Consider the following 16295-nt stretch of genomic DNA (forward strand, 5'->3'; position numbering starts at 1 on the left):
GCGGGTAAACCCGCGTGCCGGTGCGCAGGGGCCACCGCGGCGCTTGCGGCGCCTGTCGGACGGCGTAGGATGCCCGGGCCTTCCGCGACGACGAAGCGAGTGCCCATGACAGACGACCATCCTGCACCACGGCCCGACCAACCAGAACACGCCGGCGAGGCTGGCGCGCCTGCCCTGAACCGCCGCCGTTTCCTCGGCGGCATCGCCATGGTCGGTGCGGGTGCCGGCCTGGCCGGCTGCGCCACGGATGGCCCGCGTGCCGGCGCGGCCATGGCCTCGGGCCCGCTGGACGCGGCGCTGCGCAGGAACGTGAAGACCGTGGTGGTCATCTACGGCGAGAACCGCAGCTTCAACAACCTGTTCGCCGACTTCCCCGGCCTGCAGAGGCCGCTGTCGGCGCTCCAGCCCGGCGACTTCGCCCAGCGGGACCGCGACGGCACGCTGCTGGCGCAGTTGCCCCCCACCTGGGGCGGCGTGGTCCAGGTCGGCAACCAGAGCGTGGAAGGCGTGGCCTACGAGACCGGCAAGCAATACCAGGCCAACCTGCCCAACGCCCCCTACGCCCTGAAAGGCCCGCAGGGCGAGAACCTGCCGCTGGGCCTGGTGACGCGCGATCTGGTGCACGCCTTCTTCCACAACCAGATGCAGATCAACGGCGGCCGCAACGACGGCTTCTGCGCCTGGACGGACGCCGGCGGCATCGCCATGGGCCACTACGCCGACACGCGGTTCAACCTGCGGCTGTGGGACATCGCGCGCGAGTTCGTGCTGTGCGACAACTTCTTCCAGGGCGCGTTCGGCGGGTCCTTCCTGAACCACCAGTACCTCGTGACGGGCACGGTGCCCTTCTATCCCGACGTGATGCATTCGCCCGCCCGCACCCAGGTGGCCAAACTGCAGAGCGCCGATCCGACCGACTTCCGGCTGGCACCCGCCGAAGGCAGCCCCGCCAGCTGCATGGACGGCCCGCCCAAGTTCGCGCCCAATGCGCTCACGCCCGACGGCTACGCCGTCAACACCATGGCGCCGCCCTACTGGCCCACCTGGTCGCGCGACCCGGCCCGGCCGGACTACGCAGCGCCCAACCAGCCCCAGGTGCTGGTGCCGCAGGTGCACCACCACATCGGCGACAAGCTCGACCAGAAGGGGGTGGACTGGGCCTGGTACGGCGGCGCCTGGCAGGCCACGCTGGACCAGTTCAAGGACTCGGCCGGCATCCCCAAGATCCCCAATTTCCAGTACCACCACCAGCCTTTCAACTACTTCAGGAACCTCGGCCCGGAGAACCCTGCCGTGCGCGCCCGGCGCCTGCGCGACGGCGGCCTGGGCGACGAGAGCCGCACCAACCGCTTCTTCGCCCACGTCGAGGCCGGCCGGCTGCCGCCGGTGACCTTCTACAAGCCCCAGGGCAACCTGAACATGCACGCAGGCTATGCCGACGTGGCCTCGGGCGACCGCCACATCGCCCACGCGATCAAGCTGCTGCGCGCCAGCCCGCAGTGGGACAACATGGTGGTGGTCGTGACCGTGGACGAGAACGGCGGCTGGTGGGACCACGTGGCCCCGCCCCAGGGCGACCGCTGGGGACCGGGCACGCGCCTGCCGGCGCTGGTGGTCTCGCCGTTCGCGCGCAAGGGCACGGTGGACCACACGGTCTACGACACCGGGTCGATCCTGCGCCTGATCACGCGCGTGTTCGGCCTGGAAACGCTCGACGGGCTGAAGGCCCGCGACGACGCGATGCAGGCGCGCGGCCAGCAGCCGATGGGCGACCTCACGAACGCGCTGCAGTTCGCGGCATGAGGTAGGCGGCCACCGGGCCGGGCTGGCCGGTCCGGCCCCCCTCATCAGGGAAAACCCAGGGCCGCGTGCACGCGCAGGCCAGCACGGCGTGCACGCAGCGCACAGCACGCGTGCGGCCGTCTTCCTACGATCCGGGGCACCGACATCGAGGAGACATCGCCATGGTTCCATCCACCCGCCGCCGCGTGCTGCAGGGCGCCGCTGCCGCGCTCGGCAGCGCGGCCATCGCACCCGCCCTGCGCGCCCAATCCACGCCCGTGCGCATCGGCTATGCCATGGCCCGCACGGGCCCCTGGGCGCCCGGCGCGCAGGTCAGCCAGGAGCCCAACTACATCCTGTGGGCCGACCAGGTGAACGCCGCGGGCGGCCTGGACGTGAAGGGCACGAAGCGGCCCGTCGAACTCGTGAGCGTGGACGACCGCAGCGACATCGAGACCTGCGTGCGCAGCTACCAGAAGCTCATGGGCAGCGACAAGGTCGACCTGATCCTGCCGCCCTGGGGCAGCAACGCCAACTTCGCGATCGCGCCGCTGGCGCAGCGCTTCGGCTACCCCATGCTGGCGCCCACCGCGCTGTCGCGCAAGCTGATCGACATGAACCTGTCGTTCTTCTTCTCCATCCTGCAGCAGCCCGACCGCATGATGGGCGCGCTGGTGGACATGCTGGTGGCGAACAACGTGAAGACGATCGCCATCGTCTACATGGACGACCTGTTCGGGCTGGAGAATTTCGCGGCGATCAACAACGCGCTCAAGAAGACCTCCATCCAGGTGGTGGAGCGCAAGAGCTACCCGCTGGGCGTGAAGGATCTTTCGCCCGTGTTGCGCAGCATCAAGGAGCAGAACCCCGACGCCTTCATCGGCATCACCTACCCGCCCGACACCATCCTCGCGAGCAAGCAGGCCAAGGAGGTGGGCTTCAACCCGAAGTTCTTCTATGCCTCGGTGGGCACGGCCTTCCAGCTGTACCGCAACGTGATCACGGCGCCGGGCGCCGAGGGCGTGCTGGGCATGGGCTCGTGGAACAGCAAGACCAGCGCGGGCGCGAAGGCCTATTTCGACGCGCACACGCAGAAGTTCAGCGGCAAGGAGCCGGACCGCTGGGCCAGCGGCCATTGCTGGGCGGCGCTGGAGATCCTGCAGGCCGGCGTGGCCAAGGCCGGGCTGGACCGCAAGGCGCTGCGCGAGTACATCGCGGGCACCGCGCACAAGACCATCATCGGCGAGGTGAAGTTCACAGGCAGCGAGAACACCGCGACGCCGGGCAGCGTGGGCCAGTGGCAGAACGGCGAGTTCGAGGTGGTGTGGCCGGCGTCGATGGCGACCGCCAAGCTGAACCCCAGCAAGCCCGCCTGGAAGTGATGTCTGCAACGGCCTGGTTCGAACTGCTGGCCAGCGGCCTCATCACGGGCGGCATCTACGCGCTCGTGGGCCTGGGGCTGAACCTGCAGTACGGCCTCATGCGCATCCTGAACATCGCGCACGGCGAGTTCCTGATGCTGGGCGCCTACGCCACCTGGATGGCGCACACGCTGCTGGGGTGGTCGCCGCTGGCGGTGCTGCCGCTGGCCTTCGCGGGGCTCATGCTGATCGGCCTGGCGGTGCATGCGCTGACCTTCCGCAAGCTGGCGGCGCGGGCGCCCAGCGTGGACGTGTTCGAGGCGCGCGGCCTCATGGTGGCCTTCGGCCTGATGTTCCTGGTGCAGAACTTCGCGAGCTGGGCCTGGGGCGGCGACCTGCGCGGCTACGACTACCTGACGACACCCGTGGCGATCGGTGGCGCGCAGTTCGCGGCCAACAAGCTCGTGGTGTTCGGCCTGGCGCTGGTGTTCTCGCTCGCGCTGATGGCGCTGCTGCGCCTCACCATGCTGGGCAAGGGCGTTCGCGCGCTGATGCAGTCGCCCACGGGCGCGCAGCTGGTCGGCATCGACACGAAGCGGCTGCACCCGCTGATGTTCGGCGTGGGGCTGGGGCTGTCGGGCGTGGCGGGTTGCCTGCTGTCCATGGCCTACACGATCACGCCGTCCATGGGCGAGCCCTACACGGTGACGGCGCTGATCGTCATCACGCTGGGCGGCTTCGGCAGCATGGGCGGTGCGCTCGCGGGCGGGCTGCTGCTGGGCGTGATCGAGGCGCTGGGCATGCACTTCACCAACCCATCGCTCAAGTCGCTGCTGTCGTACGGCGTGTTCATCGCCGTGCTGCTCTGGAAACCCAACGGACTGTTTGCCAAAAGATGAAGCGCGACTGGATTGTTCTGGCGGTCCTCACCGCCTGCGCGGCGCTGCTGCCCGGCATCGCGAGCGAGTTCCTGCTCTCGCTGGCGCTGACCTGCCTCATGTACGTGGCGCTGGCGTCCAGCTGGAGCCTGTTCTGCGGCAGCACGCGCTACCTCTCGCTCGCGACGGCGGCGTTCTTCGGCATCGGTGCCTACACGGGTGCGCTGGTGCTGGAGAGCCTGCCCTGGCTGGCGGCCGTGGGGCTGGGGGCCCTCATCGCCGCGGCCATCGCGCTGGTGATGGGCCTGGCGGTGCTGCACCTGCGCGGCACCTACTTCGCGGTGCTGACCTTCGGCATGACCGAGTTGATCCGCCATGCCGTGACCTACTTCGAGAAGCAGGTCACGGGCACCGTGGGCCGCGTGCTGGTGGTGGTGCCCGAGGAGAGCACGGTCTACTACACGGTGCTGGGCATCGCCGCCACCGCGGTGGCCACGGCCATCGTGGTGCGGCGGCGGCGCTTCGGCCTGGCGCTGGTGGGCATCGGCTTCGACGAGCAGCGCGCGCAGACGCTGGGCGTGAACACGCGGCTGGTGAAGACGCTGGGCTTCGCGCTGACCGCGGCCTTCGCCGGTGCCATCGGCGCGGCCATGGCCGTGCGCTGGACCTACATCGACCCCGTCACGGTGTTCAACCCCTTCATCGGTTTCCAGACCGTCCTGATCGCGCTGATCGGCGGCGCGGCCACGCTGTGGGGCCCCCTGGTGGCGGCCGTGGTGTTCAGCGTGCTGGCCGAGACGCTGCGGCTCCAGCTGCCGCAGGCCTACATGGTGGCGCTGGGGTTGCTGCTGATCCTGTCGGTGATGTATTTGCCGGACGGCCTCGGAAGCCTGCGCTGGGCGCAGGTGCGCGGCTGGTTCCAACGGGAGCGTCTGAATGGCTGAACGGTTGCTGGAGGCCCGCGCGGTGACGGTGCGCTTCGGCGGCCTGACGGCCGTCGATGCGGTGGACGCGCAGTTCGATGCGGGCGAGCTGGTCGGCATCATCGGGCCGAACGGCGCGGGCAAGACCACCTTCTTCAACGCGATCTCGGGCGTGCAGGCGCCGACCAGCGGCGCGCTGCTGCTCGGTGGGCGCGACCTGGCGGGGCAGGGGCCGCACCGCTTCGCGGCCCAGGGCGTGGCGCGCACCTTCCAGACGCCGCGCGTGTTCGGCGGCCTGCGGGTGGTCGACAACGTGGACTTCGGCCTGCAGTTCGCGGGCAGGGGCCGCAGCGCCGGCCCCGCGCTGGCCGATGCGCAGGCGATCCTGGCGTTGATCGGCCTGTCGGCGCAAGCCGAGCTGCCGGCGTCTGCAGTCACGCCGGCCCAGCAGCGCCTGCTGGAGATCGGCATGGCGCTGGCGACGCGGCCACGCCTGCTGCTGCTCGACGAGGTGGCGGCCGGGCTGACCGAGGCCGAGGTGGAAGCCATGGCCCGCTTAATCGGCCGGCTGCGCGGCGAACTGGGCCTGGCTGTCGTCTGGATCGAGCACGCGGTGACCACCTTGCTGCGCCATGTGGAGCGCGTGCTGGTGCTGCACCAGGGGCGCAAGATCGCGGACGGCTCGCCGGCCGAGGTCACGCGCAACGCGGAGGTCATCGAGGCGTATTTGGGTGACGAGGTGGTGCAATGAAAGCGTGTGCATTTGCCGTGGTGCCAGACCACGCCGACGGTGTGCTCTCCTCCGCGAATGTCCCCCGGCCCGGGCCGCAAGCGGCCCGGGCCTCCTCCTTTATTTCGCTGCGAAGAACACACCATCGACGCGGTCCGCCAACGTCGCGTTGCACAACCGGGCACGACACGACGTGTCCAAGGTCGAGGACATCGGGTGGCCTTTGCAGCGAAATAAAGGAGGAGCCAGGGCCGCCTGCGGCCCTGGCGGGGGACATTCGCGGAAGAGGCTACCCGGTGGCCTCGACCCACGCGCCACGCCAAGGAACCTGGACATGACGGCGCACCTCAAGATCCAAGGCCTGGGCGCCGGCTACGGCGGCTTCAACGTCATCCGCTCCATCGACCTCGCCGTCGGCCCCGGCCTCACGGTGATCCTGGGCCCCAACGGCGCCGGCAAGACCACGCTGCTCAAGGCCCTGGCCGGCTTGATCCCGCGCACCGGCACCGTGCTGCTGGACGACACGCTCCTGCCCGTGCACCAGAGCGGCGTGGCCGTGCGCCGCGGCATGGCGCTGGTGGCCGAGGGTCGCCAGCTGTTCCCGCAGATGACGGTGACCGAGAACCTGGAACTGGGCGGCTGGCTCAGCACCAAGACACAACGCGCCCAGCGCCTGCGCCAGGCCTTCGCCGACTTTCCGCGGCTGGCCGAACGCGCGCAGCAGCTGGCCGGCACCATGAGCGGGGGCGAGCAGCAGATGGTGGCGGTGGCGCGCGCCATGATGAGTGCGCCGCGCCTGCTGATGCTGGACGAGCCCTCGCTGGGTCTGGCGCCGCGCATGGTGGACGAACTGCTGGGCATCGCGCGGCGCATCGCCGACGCCGGCACCACCGTGCTTTTGGTCGAGCAGAACGTGAAGAAGGCGCTGGCCGTGGCCGACCGCGCCCATGTGCTGGAGCGCGGCGCGCTCGTGGCCAGCGGCCCGGCCGCCGAGATCGCGCAATCCGACATCGTCCGCCACGCCTACCTGGGCGTCGCCACCACCTGAAAGGAGAAACCCATGTCCGACCTGTCCATGCTCATCAACGGCCTGGCCGCCACCGCCGAAGCCGGAGCCACCTTCGAGCGCCGCAACCCCCTGGATGGCAGCCTGGCCACGCGCGCGCCGGCCGCCACCCCGGCCGATGCGGTGCGTGCCGTCGAGGCCGCTGCCGTGGCCTTCCCCGCCTGGAGCCAGACCGGCCCCAACACGCGCCGTGCGCTGCTGCTCAAAGCCGCCGACGCGCTGGAGGCCAAGACCCCGGCATTCGTGGCCGCGCTGCCGCGCGAGACCGGCGCCACGGCCATGTGGGCCGGCTTCAACGTGATGCTCGCTGCCGGCATGCTGCGCGAGGCCGCCGCCCTGACCACGCAGATCGCGGGCGAGGTGATTCCCTCCGACGTGCCGGGCAGCCTGGCGCTGGCCCTGCGCCAGCCGGCCGGCGTGGTGCTGGGCATCGCACCCTGGAACGCGCCCGTGATCCTGGGCGTGCGTTCCATCGCCACGCCGCTGGCCTGCGGCAACACGGTGGTGTTCAAGGGCTCGGAGCTGTGTCCGCACACGCACCAGCTGATCGCCCAGGCCTTCGTGGACGCGGGCTTCCCGGCCGGGGTGGTGAACTACATCACCAACGCGCCGGCCGATGCCGCCGCCGTGGTCGACGCGATGGTCGCCCACCCGGCCGTGCGCCGCGTGAACTTCACCGGCTCCACGCGCGTGGGCAAGCTGATCGCCGTGCAGTGCGCGCAGCACTTGAAGCCCGTGGTGCTGGAGCTGGGCGGCAAGGCGCCCCTGGTGGTGCTGGACGATGCCGACCTCGATGCGGCGGTGGACGCCGCCGCCTTCGGCAGCTTTGCCAACTCGGGCCAGATCTGCATGAGCACCGAGCGCATCGTGGTCGATGCGTCCATCGCCGACGCCTTCGTTGCGAAGTTCGCCGCCAAGGCCAGCGCGCTGCCCCTGGGCGACCCGCGCGGGCCCGACCCCGTCGTACTGGGCAGCGTGGTGGGCATGAACACGGTGGAGCACTGCAACGCCCTGATCGACGATGCACTGGCCAAGGGGGCCAAGCTCCTGTGCGGCGGCAAGGCCGACAGCACGCTGATGCCGGCCACGTTGCTGGACCACGTGACGCCTGCCATGCGCATCTATGGCGAGGAGACCTTCGGCCCGGTCAAGGCCATCGTGCGCGTGGGCGGCGTGGAGGAGGCCGTCCGCGTGGCCAACGACAACGCCTACGGGCTGTCGTCTGCCGTGTTCGGCCGCGACACGGCGCGCGCGATCGCGGTGGCGCAGCGCATCGAGTCCGGCATCTGCCATGTGAACGGCCCCACGGTGCACGACGAGGCGCAGATGCCCTTCGGCGGCGTCAAGGGCAGTGGCTCGGGCCGTTTCGGTGGCAAGGCCGGCATTGCGGAGTTCACCGACCTGCGCTGGGTGACGGTGCAGACCGGGGAGCGGCACTACCCGTTCTGACCGCATCTACACCGATCGGCTGAAAACACGCCTTGCGCGTGGGCCCCATGCACGCCATGCTCCGCGCCCAGGACATGGCGAGGAGGGTGGGCGATGCCTTTTGGCTCCGACGGTGCGGGTCTGGTCTTGGTGACGGTGGCGGTGGTCGTCGCCGGGTTGGGGCTTGGCTGCGCGCTGGCGCTGCTGTGGTTGTACCGGCGCCTGGGCCTGCAGCGCGGGCAGTTGCGCCATGCGCTGAGCCAGCTGGCGCACTCCGAGCAGCAGACGCGCGACGCGAATGAGCTGCTGCTGGCCAAGCAGGGGGTGGAGCAGGCGTTTGCCGCGCTGTCCACCTACATGCAGGGCATCGACCAGCACGCGATGGTCTCGGTGACCGACACCGCGGGCCGCATCCTGCAGGTCAACGACAAGTTCGTGCAGATCAGCGGCCACAGCCGCGAGGCACTGGTGGGGCAGGACCACCGCTTGCTGAATTCGGGCTACCACGACCCCTCCTTCTTCGGCCGCATGTGGACCGCCATCAGCCATGGAGACATCTGGCGCGACGTGGTATGCAACCGCAACGAGGCAGGTGGTTTGTATTGGGTCGACATGGCCATCGTGCCGCAGAAGGACGCCGCGGGGCAGGTGGGGCGCTACATCGCCGTCTGCGTGGACATCACCGAGCAGCGCCGCCACGAGGAGGCGCTGCACTACCGAGCCACCCACGACATGCTGACCGAGCTGCCCAACCGCGTGCTGCTGCTCGAGCGCATGGCCCGCGCGATCGCGCGGGCACGCGGCCGCCAGCGGCTGGTGGCGGTGTACTTCGTCAACCTCAACCGCTTCAAGCAGATCAACGACAGCCTGGGGCGCGGCGCGGGCGACCAGGTGCTCTACGACATGGCGCGGCGGCTACAGGACGAGGCGCGCGGGGGCGACACCGTGGCGCGGCTGGCGGGCGACGAGTTCGTGGTGGTGTGCGAGGGCCTGGCCCGCAGCATGGTGGAGCCGTTCGGCGCGCGCATCCATACCGCGCTGCAGGCGCCTGTCCTTCTGTCCGGCGAGCCGCACGTGCTGGGCGGCAGCGTGGGGGTGGCGCTGTTTCCCGACCATGGCGACGACCCGGAGACGCTGGTCAAGCGGGCCGATCTCGCGATGGTGCAGTCCAAGGGCCAGGGCGACCGGGGCGTGTGCATCTTCTCCAGCGAGATGCAGGACGCTATCGACGTGCGGGTGCAGAAGGAGGCGCGCCTGCGCGATGCCATCGACCGCCGCGAACTGGTGCTGCACTACCAGCCGCAGGTGGACTTCGAGACCGGCGCGCTGGTGAGCCTGGAAGCGCTGGTGCGCTGGGACTCGCCCGACTATGGCTTCCTGATGCCGGGCAAGTTCATCGGCCTGGCCGAGGAGTCGGGCCTGATCGGACAGATCGACACCTACGTGGTGGATGCCGCCTGCCGCCAGATGCAGCGCTGGCACCAGCAGGGGCACGGCTGGATCCGCACGGCCGTGAACCTGGCGGCGACGAAGTTCTCCGACCCGCACTTCAAGACCGAGCTGCACGATGCCATGGTGCGCTACGGCATCCCGCCCGGTGTGCTGGAGCTGGAGGTGACCGAGAGCCTGGCCATGCGCGACCCGGATGCGGCGCTGGTGCTGATGCACGAGCTCAAGGAGCAGGGCATCCTGCTCTCGGTGGACGACTTCGGCACCGGCTATTCCAACCTGGGCTACCTCAAGCGCTTTCCGGCCGACCGGCTCAAGGTGGACCAGTCGTTCGTGCGCGGCCTGCTCAAGAGCCCGCAGGACCGGGCCATCGTCGCGGCCGTGGTGCGGCTCGCGCACAACCTGAACATGCGTGCCATCGCCGAGGGGGTGGAGACCGAGGACGAGGCCATCCTGCTGTACGCGCTGGACGTGGACGAGATCCAGGGCTACTGGATGGCGCGTCCGCAGCCGGCCGAGGCGGTCGAAAAGATGTTCGACCGGCCGATGCTGCTGGACCCGGCGGCCTTCCTGCAGCGCGAGGCCATGCCGGTGGTGCTGCTGGTGGAGGACGAGGAGATCACGCGCCAGCTGCTGGAGCATCTGCTGCAGTCCTTCGGCGTGCGGGTGGCCAGCGCGGCGAGCGCCGAGCAGGCCCTGCAGATGTTCCACCAGCACGACTACGCCGTCGCCATCGTCGACCACTGGCTGCCGGGCAGCAGCGGCATCGAGCTGCTGAGCCAGATCCGCAAGCGCATGCCGCACACCGCGCGGGTGCTGATGACGGTGAGCAACGATCCGCAGGTGCTGCGCGACGCCATCAACATCGGCGGGGTTGCGCACTTCCTGGCCAAGCCCGTCGATCCGGCGGTGCTGCGCAACGTGGTGCACGATGCCAGCTGGAACACGGTGGCGCAGCGGCGGCATGCACGCCCGCCGGGCTGAGCCGGTCAGGACGCTCTGCCGCCGTCCCCTGGCGCCGCCGGGGATCAGGGCGTTGGTGAAAACCTGGACGAGGGCGCCGTCGCGGCTTCGAGCCGCGTGAGCCAGGCCATCGCCGTGCCGGTGTCGTCGCCGCACATCTCGTGCGAAGGCTGCAGGCCGGCGCAGACCGCGGGCCGCTCGGGCGCGCCGAAGATGCGGCAGCGCCGGTCGGCGCCGAGCTGTACGCAGGGCACACCGGCCGGCTTGCCGCCGGGCATGCCCGGGATGGGCGAACTGATCGACGGCGCGGTGCAGCAGGCGCCGCAGCCGCTGCGGCAGGAGGGCGGGGAATCCGGGGGCGGCATGCGGGGGATTGTCGGCCACGGGGTGCAGGCGAGAGTTGGCCCGGTAAAATGTACAGATCTCTGGAAGTTGTACAAATGCAGATGCTGCCCCTCAGTGAATTCCGCGCCAACGCGTCGGCCATGCTCGATTTGGTCGAGCAGGGCGAGACCGTGCGCATCCTGCGCCATGGCAAGCCCGTGGCCGACCTGGTGCCGGTGCGCGAGAGCGCGGTCGAACGCGTGCCGAGCTGGAAGCGCAAGATCGAGCCCCTGCAGATCGCACGCCCCGATGGCAAGACGGGCGCGCAGCTGATCGTCGAAGAGCGCGAGAAGGCGCGGTACTGAGTGAAGCGGGCTCCACGCTCCCCCGCTGCGCGCGGTCCGTTGCCCCCCAAGGGTGTGCGTCAATGCCTTCAAGCGGCCGGGCGCCACTGACATGCGCCTGCTGCTCGACACATCCGCGCTCTACAAGCGCTATGCGGCGGAAGCCGGCACCGACGAAGTCGCCGCGCTGGGCGAGGCCGCACGGGAGATCTGCGTGGCGGCGCACTGCCTGACCGAAGTGGCCTCGGCCCTGAACCGGCAACGCCATGACGGCCTGGTCACCACGGATGCCTATGCGCGCATCATGGCCGACGTGCACCGCGACTTCGAGGACTTCTCTCTGGTACCGCTGGACCCGCGCGTCCAGGCCCTGGCCATCTCTGCCATGGAGCGCGCGCGGTTGCGCGCCATGGATGCCTTGCACATCGGCTCGGCGCAGCACGCCGCAGTTGACCTTTTCGTCACAGCCGACCGCCGCCAGGCGGACGCCGCCGAGGCCGCCGGCCTCAAGACCCGATTGATCACCGCATGAGCACCCCCTACACCCACCCCCAGGAATTCGACGTCATCGTCGTCGGCGGCGGCCATGCCGGCACCGAGGCCGCGTTGGCCGCGGCCCGCATGGGCTGCAAGACGCTGCTGCTCACCCACAACATCGAAACGCTGGGGCAGATGAGCTGCAACCCGTCCATCGGCGGCATCGGCAAAGGCCACCTCGTCAAGGAGGTGGACGCGCTGGGCGGCGCCATGGCCTTGGCCACCGACGAGGGCGGCATCCAGTTCCGCATCCTCAATTCGAGCAAGGGCCCGGCCGTGCGCGCCACGCGCGCCCAGGCCGACCGCGTGCTCTACAAGGCCGCGATCCGCCGCATGCTGGAGAACCAGCCCAATCTGTGGCTGTTCCAGCAGGCCGTGGACGACCTCATGGTGCAGGGTGACCGCGTGGTGGGCGCCGTGACCCAGGTCGGCATCGCCTTCCGCGGCCGCACCGTGGTGCTGACCGCAGGCACCTTCCTGGACGGCAAGATCCATGTGGGCCTGAACAACTACGCGGCCGGCCGCGCGGGTGATCCCCCGGCGCAGTCGCTGAGCGCGCGGCTCAAGGAGCTGCAGCTGCCGCAGGGGCGGCTCAAGACCGGCACGCCGCCACGGCTGGACGGGCGCAGCATCGACTTTTCCAAATGCGCCGAGCAGCCGGGCGACGGCATGCCCGGGGGCGAGCGTGAGACCGTGCCCGTGTTCAGCTTCATGGGCCGGGCCGACATGCACCCGCGCCAGATGCCATGCTGGGTGACGCACACCAACGCGCGCACGCACGACATCATCCGGTCGGGCTTCGACCGCAGCCCCATGTTCACCGGCAAGATCGAGGGGGTGGGGCCGCGCTACTGCCCCAGCGTGGAAGACAAGATCAACCGCTTTGCCGACAAGGACAGTCACCAGATCTTCCTGGAGCCGGAGGGGCTGACGACCCACGAGTTCTATCCCAACGGCATCTCGACCAGCCTGCCGTTCGACATCCAGTACGCGCTCGTGCGCTCGATGCCGGGCCTGGAGAACGCCCACATCCTGCGGCCGGGCTATGCCATCGAGTACGACTACTTCGACCCGCGCGCGCTCAAGAGCAGCTTCGAGACGCGTGCGATCCAGGGCCTGTTCTTTGCTGGCCAGATCAACGGCACGACGGGCTACGAGGAGGCGGCTGCCCAGGGCCTGTTCGCCGGCGCCAACGCCGCTCTGCAGTGCCTGGGCCGTGAGCCCTGGATGCCGGCGCGCGACCAGGCTTACCTGGGCGTGCTGGTGGACGACCTCATCACCAAGGGGGTGAGCGAGCCCTACCGCATGTTCACGAGCCGGGCCGAGTTCCGGCTGCAGCTGCGCGAGGACAACGCCGACATGCGGCTGACCGAGGTCGGTCGCCAGATGGGCCTGGTGGACGACGCGCGCTGGGATGCCTTCAGCCGCAAGCGCGATGCTGTTTCACGTGAAACAGAGCGGCTGCGTTCGCTGTGGGTGAGTCCGCGCAACCTGGCAGCGGCCGAATCCGAACGTGTGCTGGGCAAGGCCATCGAGCACGAATACAACCTGGCCGACCTGCTGCGCCGGCCGGGCGTGGACTATGCGGGACTGATGTCGCTGGATGGTGGGCGCTTCGTGCCCGAGAAGGCCCTGGACGAGCAGGAGGTCGAACAGATCGAGATTGCCGCCAAGTACGCCGGCTACATCGGCAAGCAGAAGGAGGAGGTCGAGCGCGCGGCACACCTGGAGACGCTGCGCGTGCCGGAAGACTTCGACTACATGGCGGTGCCCGCGCTGTCGATCGAGGTGCGGCAGAAGCTGCAGAAGCAGCGCCCCGAGACGCTGGGCCAGGCGTCGCGCGTTTCCGGCGTCACGCCGGCCGCGATCTCCTTGCTGCTGGTGCATCTGAAGAAGCGCGGCCGCGCCGTCAGCGCGTGAAGAGCCGCCTGCTGGATGCGGCGCATGCCTTGGGCCTGGCATTGTCAGACCAAGAGGCCGATGCATTGCTGGCTTACCAGGGCTTGATCGCCAAATGGAACAAGGTCTACAACCTGACGGCCGTGCGCGACCCCGGGCAGATGCTCACGCAGCACCTGGTGGATTGCCTGGCGGCCGTGCCGCCGCTGCGGCGCGCGCTGGCGGAGCAGGGCGGTGATGCGCCGGCGCTGCTGGATGTCGGCGCCGGCGCGGGCCTGCCCGGCGTGGTGTTCGCCATCCTGCATCCGCAGCTGCAGGTGCATTGCGTGGACACGGTTGCGAAGAAGGCGGCCTTCGTGCAGCAGGTGGCAGCGGAACTGAAGCTGCCCAACCTGCGCGGGCTGCATGCCCGTGTCGAGAGCCTCGGGCAGGGCTATGACGTGGTTTCCAGCCGGGCCTTCGCCTCGCTGGTCGACTTCACGGCCTGGTCGCGCGAAGCGCTCAAGCCGGGCGCAGTATGGCTGGCCATGAAGGGCAAGGAACCGCACGACGAGATCGCTGCACTGCCGGCCGATGTGCAGGTGTTTCACGTGGAACATCTGCAGGTTCCGGGGCTGGAGGCCGAGCGCTGCATCGTCTGGATGCGGCCCGCTGCCGCTTAAACTCGCGGCCTGCTTCCCCTAGGAGATCCCCGTGTTCGGCATTGCTGACTACGGCGCATTTGTCGCCGCCATCGTCGTCTTCTTGATGATTCCCGGACCGGGCAACCTCGCACTGATCACCTCGACCAGCAAGGGCGGCCTGCGTGGCGGCCTGGCCTGCGCCGCCGGCATCATCCTCGGAGACCAGATCCTGCTATGGCTGGCCCTGGCCGGCGTGGCGGCCGTGCTGGCCGCCTATCCCGCGGCGTTCCACGCCGTGCAATGGCTGGGTGCCGCCTACCTCGCCTGGATGGGCGTGCGCATGTTGCGCGCCAAGCCGGGCGACGCGCCGGTGCTGCAGATGCAGCCGCGCCATTACCTGCGCCAGGCGCTCATGATCACGCTGTTGAATCCCAAGGCCATCGTGTTCTACATGGCCTTCTTTCCGTTGTTCATTGCGCCCGCACAACACCAGGGCATGGTGACCTTCGGCGTGATGGCCGCCACCATCGCCGCGCTGGGCTTCACCTACAGCCTCATCGCCGTGCTGCTCACCCATACGCTGGCCGAGCGCCTGCGTGCCAACCGCCGGATCTCCGGCGCGCTGGAGAAGATCGCCGGGCTGTTCCTGGTCGGCTTCGGCATCAAGCTGGCGGTGCAGTGATGGCGCGTGTTTTCTGCATTGCCAACCAGAAGGGCGGCGTCGGCAAGACCACGACGACTGTCAACCTGGCGGCCGGATTGGTCCGTGCCGAGCAGCGTGTGCTGCTGATCGACCTGGACCCGCAGGGCAACGCCACCATGGGCTCGGGCGTCGACAAGCGGGCGCTGGAGCTGTCGGTGTACGACGTGCTGCTGGAGTCCGCCAGCATCGCCGAGGCACGCGTGAAGTCCGAGAAGTGCGGCTACGACGTGCTGGGCGCCAGCCGTGAATTGGCCGGTGCCGAGGTCGAGATGGTCAGCGTCGAACGGCGCGAGCGCCGCCTCAAGCAGGCGCTGGAGGCGGTGCAGGGCGACTACGACTTCGTGCTGATCGACTGCCCGCCGTCGCTCTCGATGCTGACCTTGAATGGCTTGTGCGCAGCGCACGGCGTGATCGTTCCCATGCAGTGCGAATATTTTGCGCTCGAAGGGCTGACGGACCTGGTCAACACCATCAAGCAGGTCCACGCCAATCTCAACAAGGAACTCAAGATCATCGGCCTGCTGCGTGTGATGTTCGACCCGCGCATCACGCTGCAGCAACAGGTCAGCGACCAGCTCAAGGGCCATTTCGGCGACAAGGTGTTCGACACCGTGATCCCGCGCAACGTGCGCCTGGCCGAGGCACCGAGCTATGGCCTGCCGGGCGTGGTGTTCGACCCCTCGGCGCGCGGCAGCCAGGCCTACCTGAGCTTCGCGCGCGAGATGGTGGTGCGCGCACGATGAGCGTCGGCGTGCTCACGCTGCCGGGGTGGCAGGGCTCTGGCCCCGGCCATTGGCAGACCTTGTGGGAGCAGCGCCACGGCGACCGCCGCGTCGAGCAGCACGACTGGACGCGGCCGCTGCGCGGCGACTGGCTCGCGCGGCTGGACGAGGTGCTGCTGGGCCTGCCGCAAGAGCAGGGCGTGGTGCTGGCCGCCCACAGCCTGGGCTGCATCCAGGTGGCCGCCTGGGCCGACCACAGCCGGCTGACGGCGCGCGTGCGCGGTGCCCTGCTGGTCGCGCCCGGCGATGTCGAGCGCGAAGACCTGCGCGTGCTGCTGCCGGGTTGGGCGCCCATCGTGCGCCGGCGCTTGCCATTCCGAAGCCTGCTCCTGGGCAGCCGCAACGACCCCTACTGCACCCAGGAGCGCGCCCAGGCCATGGCGCGGGACTGGGGTGCGACTTACCACGACATGGGCGCCGGCGGGCATCTGAACGCCGCATCGGGACTGGGCGACTGGCCCGCCGCGCGCGCCTTGCTTGAAGAACTCCGGAAAGAATAGATC

General features: G+C 69.5%; 16 protein-coding genes. 15 read left to right on the plus strand and 1 reads right to left on the minus strand.

All coding sequences use genetic code 11. The features are described 5' to 3' along the window. Nucleotides 1-105: 105 nt before the first annotated feature. From acpA to ASF44_RS02760, 8 genes are all read left to right on the plus strand, one after another. Entirely contained in the window at nt 106-1803 is a 1698-nt protein-coding gene (gene acpA / locus ASF44_RS02725; RefSeq protein WP_056897608.1) for an acid phosphatase, read from the plus strand. A 161-nt stretch (nt 1804-1964) separates the two neighbouring features. Further along, nucleotides 1965-3164 carry an amino acid ABC transporter substrate-binding protein gene (locus ASF44_RS02730; RefSeq protein ID WP_056897609.1) on the plus strand — a complete coding sequence of 400 codons (1200 nt, stop codon included), beginning with the start codon at nt 1965-1967 and terminating at the stop codon, nt 3162-3164. Beyond that, on the plus strand, nt 3164-4042 hold the full coding sequence (locus ASF44_RS02735; protein ID WP_056897610.1) for a branched-chain amino acid ABC transporter permease: 879 nt from the start codon (nt 3164-3166) through the stop codon (nt 4040-4042). Before ASF44_RS02730 ends, ASF44_RS02735 begins: the two co-directional genes overlap by 1 nt. Beyond that, the gene (locus tag ASF44_RS02740) at nt 4039-4965 is read left to right on the plus strand and encodes a branched-chain amino acid ABC transporter permease (RefSeq protein ID WP_056897611.1); all 927 of its coding nucleotides are present in this window, start codon (nt 4039-4041) and stop codon (nt 4963-4965) included. The genes ASF44_RS02735 and ASF44_RS02740 overlap by 4 nt, the downstream gene beginning before the upstream one ends. Further along, a complete protein-coding gene (locus ASF44_RS02745) occupies nt 4958-5695 on the plus strand; it encodes an ABC transporter ATP-binding protein (RefSeq protein ID WP_056897612.1) in 738 nt (245 codons plus the stop codon). The genes ASF44_RS02740 and ASF44_RS02745 overlap by 8 nt, the downstream gene beginning before the upstream one ends. Nucleotides 5696-6008: 313 nt before the next feature. After that, complete coding sequence (locus tag ASF44_RS02750) at nt 6009-6722, plus strand: ABC transporter ATP-binding protein (RefSeq protein WP_056897613.1); 714 nt, start codon at nt 6009-6011, stop codon at nt 6720-6722. 12 nt (nt 6723-6734) lie between these two features. Then, entirely contained in the window at nt 6735-8189 is a 1455-nt protein-coding gene (locus ASF44_RS02755) for an aldehyde dehydrogenase family protein (RefSeq protein ID WP_056897614.1), read from the plus strand. 93 nt (nt 8190-8282) lie between these two features. Further along, a complete protein-coding gene (locus ASF44_RS02760) occupies nt 8283-10601 on the plus strand; it encodes an EAL domain-containing protein (RefSeq protein ID WP_056897615.1) in 2319 nt (772 codons plus the stop codon). A 44-nt stretch (nt 10602-10645) separates the two neighbouring features. On the opposite strand, the gene ASF44_RS02765 is transcribed toward ASF44_RS02760, so the two are convergent. Beyond that, complete coding sequence (locus ASF44_RS02765; protein ID WP_056897616.1) at nt 10646-10945, minus strand: YkgJ family cysteine cluster protein; 300 nt, start codon at nt 10943-10945, stop codon at nt 10646-10648. 75 nt (nt 10946-11020) lie between these two features. Between ASF44_RS02765 and ASF44_RS02770 the strand changes: the two genes are divergently transcribed. The 7 genes from ASF44_RS02770 (at nt 11021) to ASF44_RS02800 (ending at nt 16292) form a co-directional block, all read left to right on the plus strand. Then, complete coding sequence (locus ASF44_RS02770) at nt 11021-11269, plus strand: type II toxin-antitoxin system Phd/YefM family antitoxin (RefSeq protein WP_156374329.1); 249 nt, start codon at nt 11021-11023, stop codon at nt 11267-11269. A gap of 91 nt (nt 11270-11360) precedes the next feature. Continuing rightward, entirely contained in the window at nt 11361-11780 is a 420-nt protein-coding gene (locus tag ASF44_RS02775) for a type II toxin-antitoxin system VapC family toxin (protein WP_056897618.1), read from the plus strand. After that, nucleotides 11777-13705 (plus strand): tRNA uridine-5-carboxymethylaminomethyl(34) synthesis enzyme MnmG, encoded by a 1929-nt coding sequence (mnmG, locus tag ASF44_RS02780; protein WP_056897619.1) that lies wholly within the window; start codon nt 11777-11779, stop codon nt 13703-13705. The genes ASF44_RS02775 and mnmG overlap by 4 nt, the downstream gene beginning before the upstream one ends. Beyond that, nucleotides 13702-14346 carry a 16S rRNA (guanine(527)-N(7))-methyltransferase RsmG gene (gene rsmG, locus ASF44_RS02785; RefSeq protein ID WP_056897620.1) on the plus strand — a complete coding sequence of 215 codons (645 nt, stop codon included), beginning with the start codon at nt 13702-13704 and terminating at the stop codon, nt 14344-14346. Before mnmG ends, rsmG begins: the two co-directional genes overlap by 4 nt. 31 nt (nt 14347-14377) lie before the next feature. Beyond that, nucleotides 14378-14989 (plus strand): LysE family translocator, encoded by a 612-nt coding sequence (locus tag ASF44_RS02790; protein ID WP_056897621.1) that lies wholly within the window; start codon nt 14378-14380, stop codon nt 14987-14989. Then, nucleotides 14989-15753, plus strand: a complete 765-nt coding sequence (locus tag ASF44_RS02795; RefSeq protein ID WP_056897622.1) for a ParA family protein — start codon at nt 14989-14991, stop codon at nt 15751-15753. The genes ASF44_RS02790 and ASF44_RS02795 overlap by 1 nt, the downstream gene beginning before the upstream one ends. After that, complete coding sequence (locus tag ASF44_RS02800; RefSeq protein WP_056897623.1) at nt 15750-16292, plus strand: alpha/beta hydrolase; 543 nt, start codon at nt 15750-15752, stop codon at nt 16290-16292. The genes ASF44_RS02795 and ASF44_RS02800 overlap by 4 nt, the downstream gene beginning before the upstream one ends. The last annotated feature ends 3 nt before the right edge of the window (nt 16293-16295 follow it).

This window comes from Pseudorhodoferax sp. Leaf274, from assembly GCF_001422445.1.
In the GTDB taxonomy this organism is placed as follows: domain Bacteria; phylum Pseudomonadota; class Gammaproteobacteria; order Burkholderiales; family Burkholderiaceae_C; genus Pseudorhodoferax.

Bases quoted from the DNA above. Each gene is read 5' to 3' on its own strand.
- acpA (WP_056897608.1), top strand. From the start codon at position 106: ATGACAGACGACCATCCTGCACCACGGCCCGACCAACCAGAACACGCC.
- ASF44_RS02730 (WP_056897609.1), top strand. From the start codon at position 1,965: ATGGTTCCATCCACCCGCCGCCGCGTGCTGCAGGGCGCCGCTGCCGCG.
- ASF44_RS02735 (WP_056897610.1), top strand. From the start codon at position 3,164: ATGTCTGCAACGGCCTGGTTCGAACTGCTGGCCAGCGGCCTCATCACG.
- ASF44_RS02740 (WP_056897611.1), top strand. From the start codon at position 4,039: ATGAAGCGCGACTGGATTGTTCTGGCGGTCCTCACCGCCTGCGCGGCG.
- ASF44_RS02745 (WP_056897612.1), top strand. From the start codon at position 4,958: ATGGCTGAACGGTTGCTGGAGGCCCGCGCGGTGACGGTGCGCTTCGGC.
- ASF44_RS02750 (WP_056897613.1), top strand. From the start codon at position 6,009: ATGACGGCGCACCTCAAGATCCAAGGCCTGGGCGCCGGCTACGGCGGC.
- ASF44_RS02755 (WP_056897614.1), top strand. From the start codon at position 6,735: ATGTCCGACCTGTCCATGCTCATCAACGGCCTGGCCGCCACCGCCGAA.
- ASF44_RS02760 (WP_056897615.1), top strand. From the start codon at position 8,283: ATGCCTTTTGGCTCCGACGGTGCGGGTCTGGTCTTGGTGACGGTGGCG.
- ASF44_RS02765 (WP_056897616.1), bottom strand. From the start codon at position 10,945: ATGCCGCCCCCGGATTCCCCGCCCTCCTGCCGCAGCGGCTGCGGCGCC.
- ASF44_RS02770 (WP_156374329.1), top strand. From the start codon at position 11,021: ATGCAGATGCTGCCCCTCAGTGAATTCCGCGCCAACGCGTCGGCCATG.
- ASF44_RS02775 (WP_056897618.1), top strand. From the start codon at position 11,361: ATGCGCCTGCTGCTCGACACATCCGCGCTCTACAAGCGCTATGCGGCG.
- mnmG (WP_056897619.1), top strand. From the start codon at position 11,777: ATGAGCACCCCCTACACCCACCCCCAGGAATTCGACGTCATCGTCGTC.
- ASF44_RS02795 (WP_056897622.1), top strand. From the start codon at position 14,989: ATGGCGCGTGTTTTCTGCATTGCCAACCAGAAGGGCGGCGTCGGCAAG.
- ASF44_RS02800 (WP_056897623.1), top strand. From the start codon at position 15,750: ATGAGCGTCGGCGTGCTCACGCTGCCGGGGTGGCAGGGCTCTGGCCCC.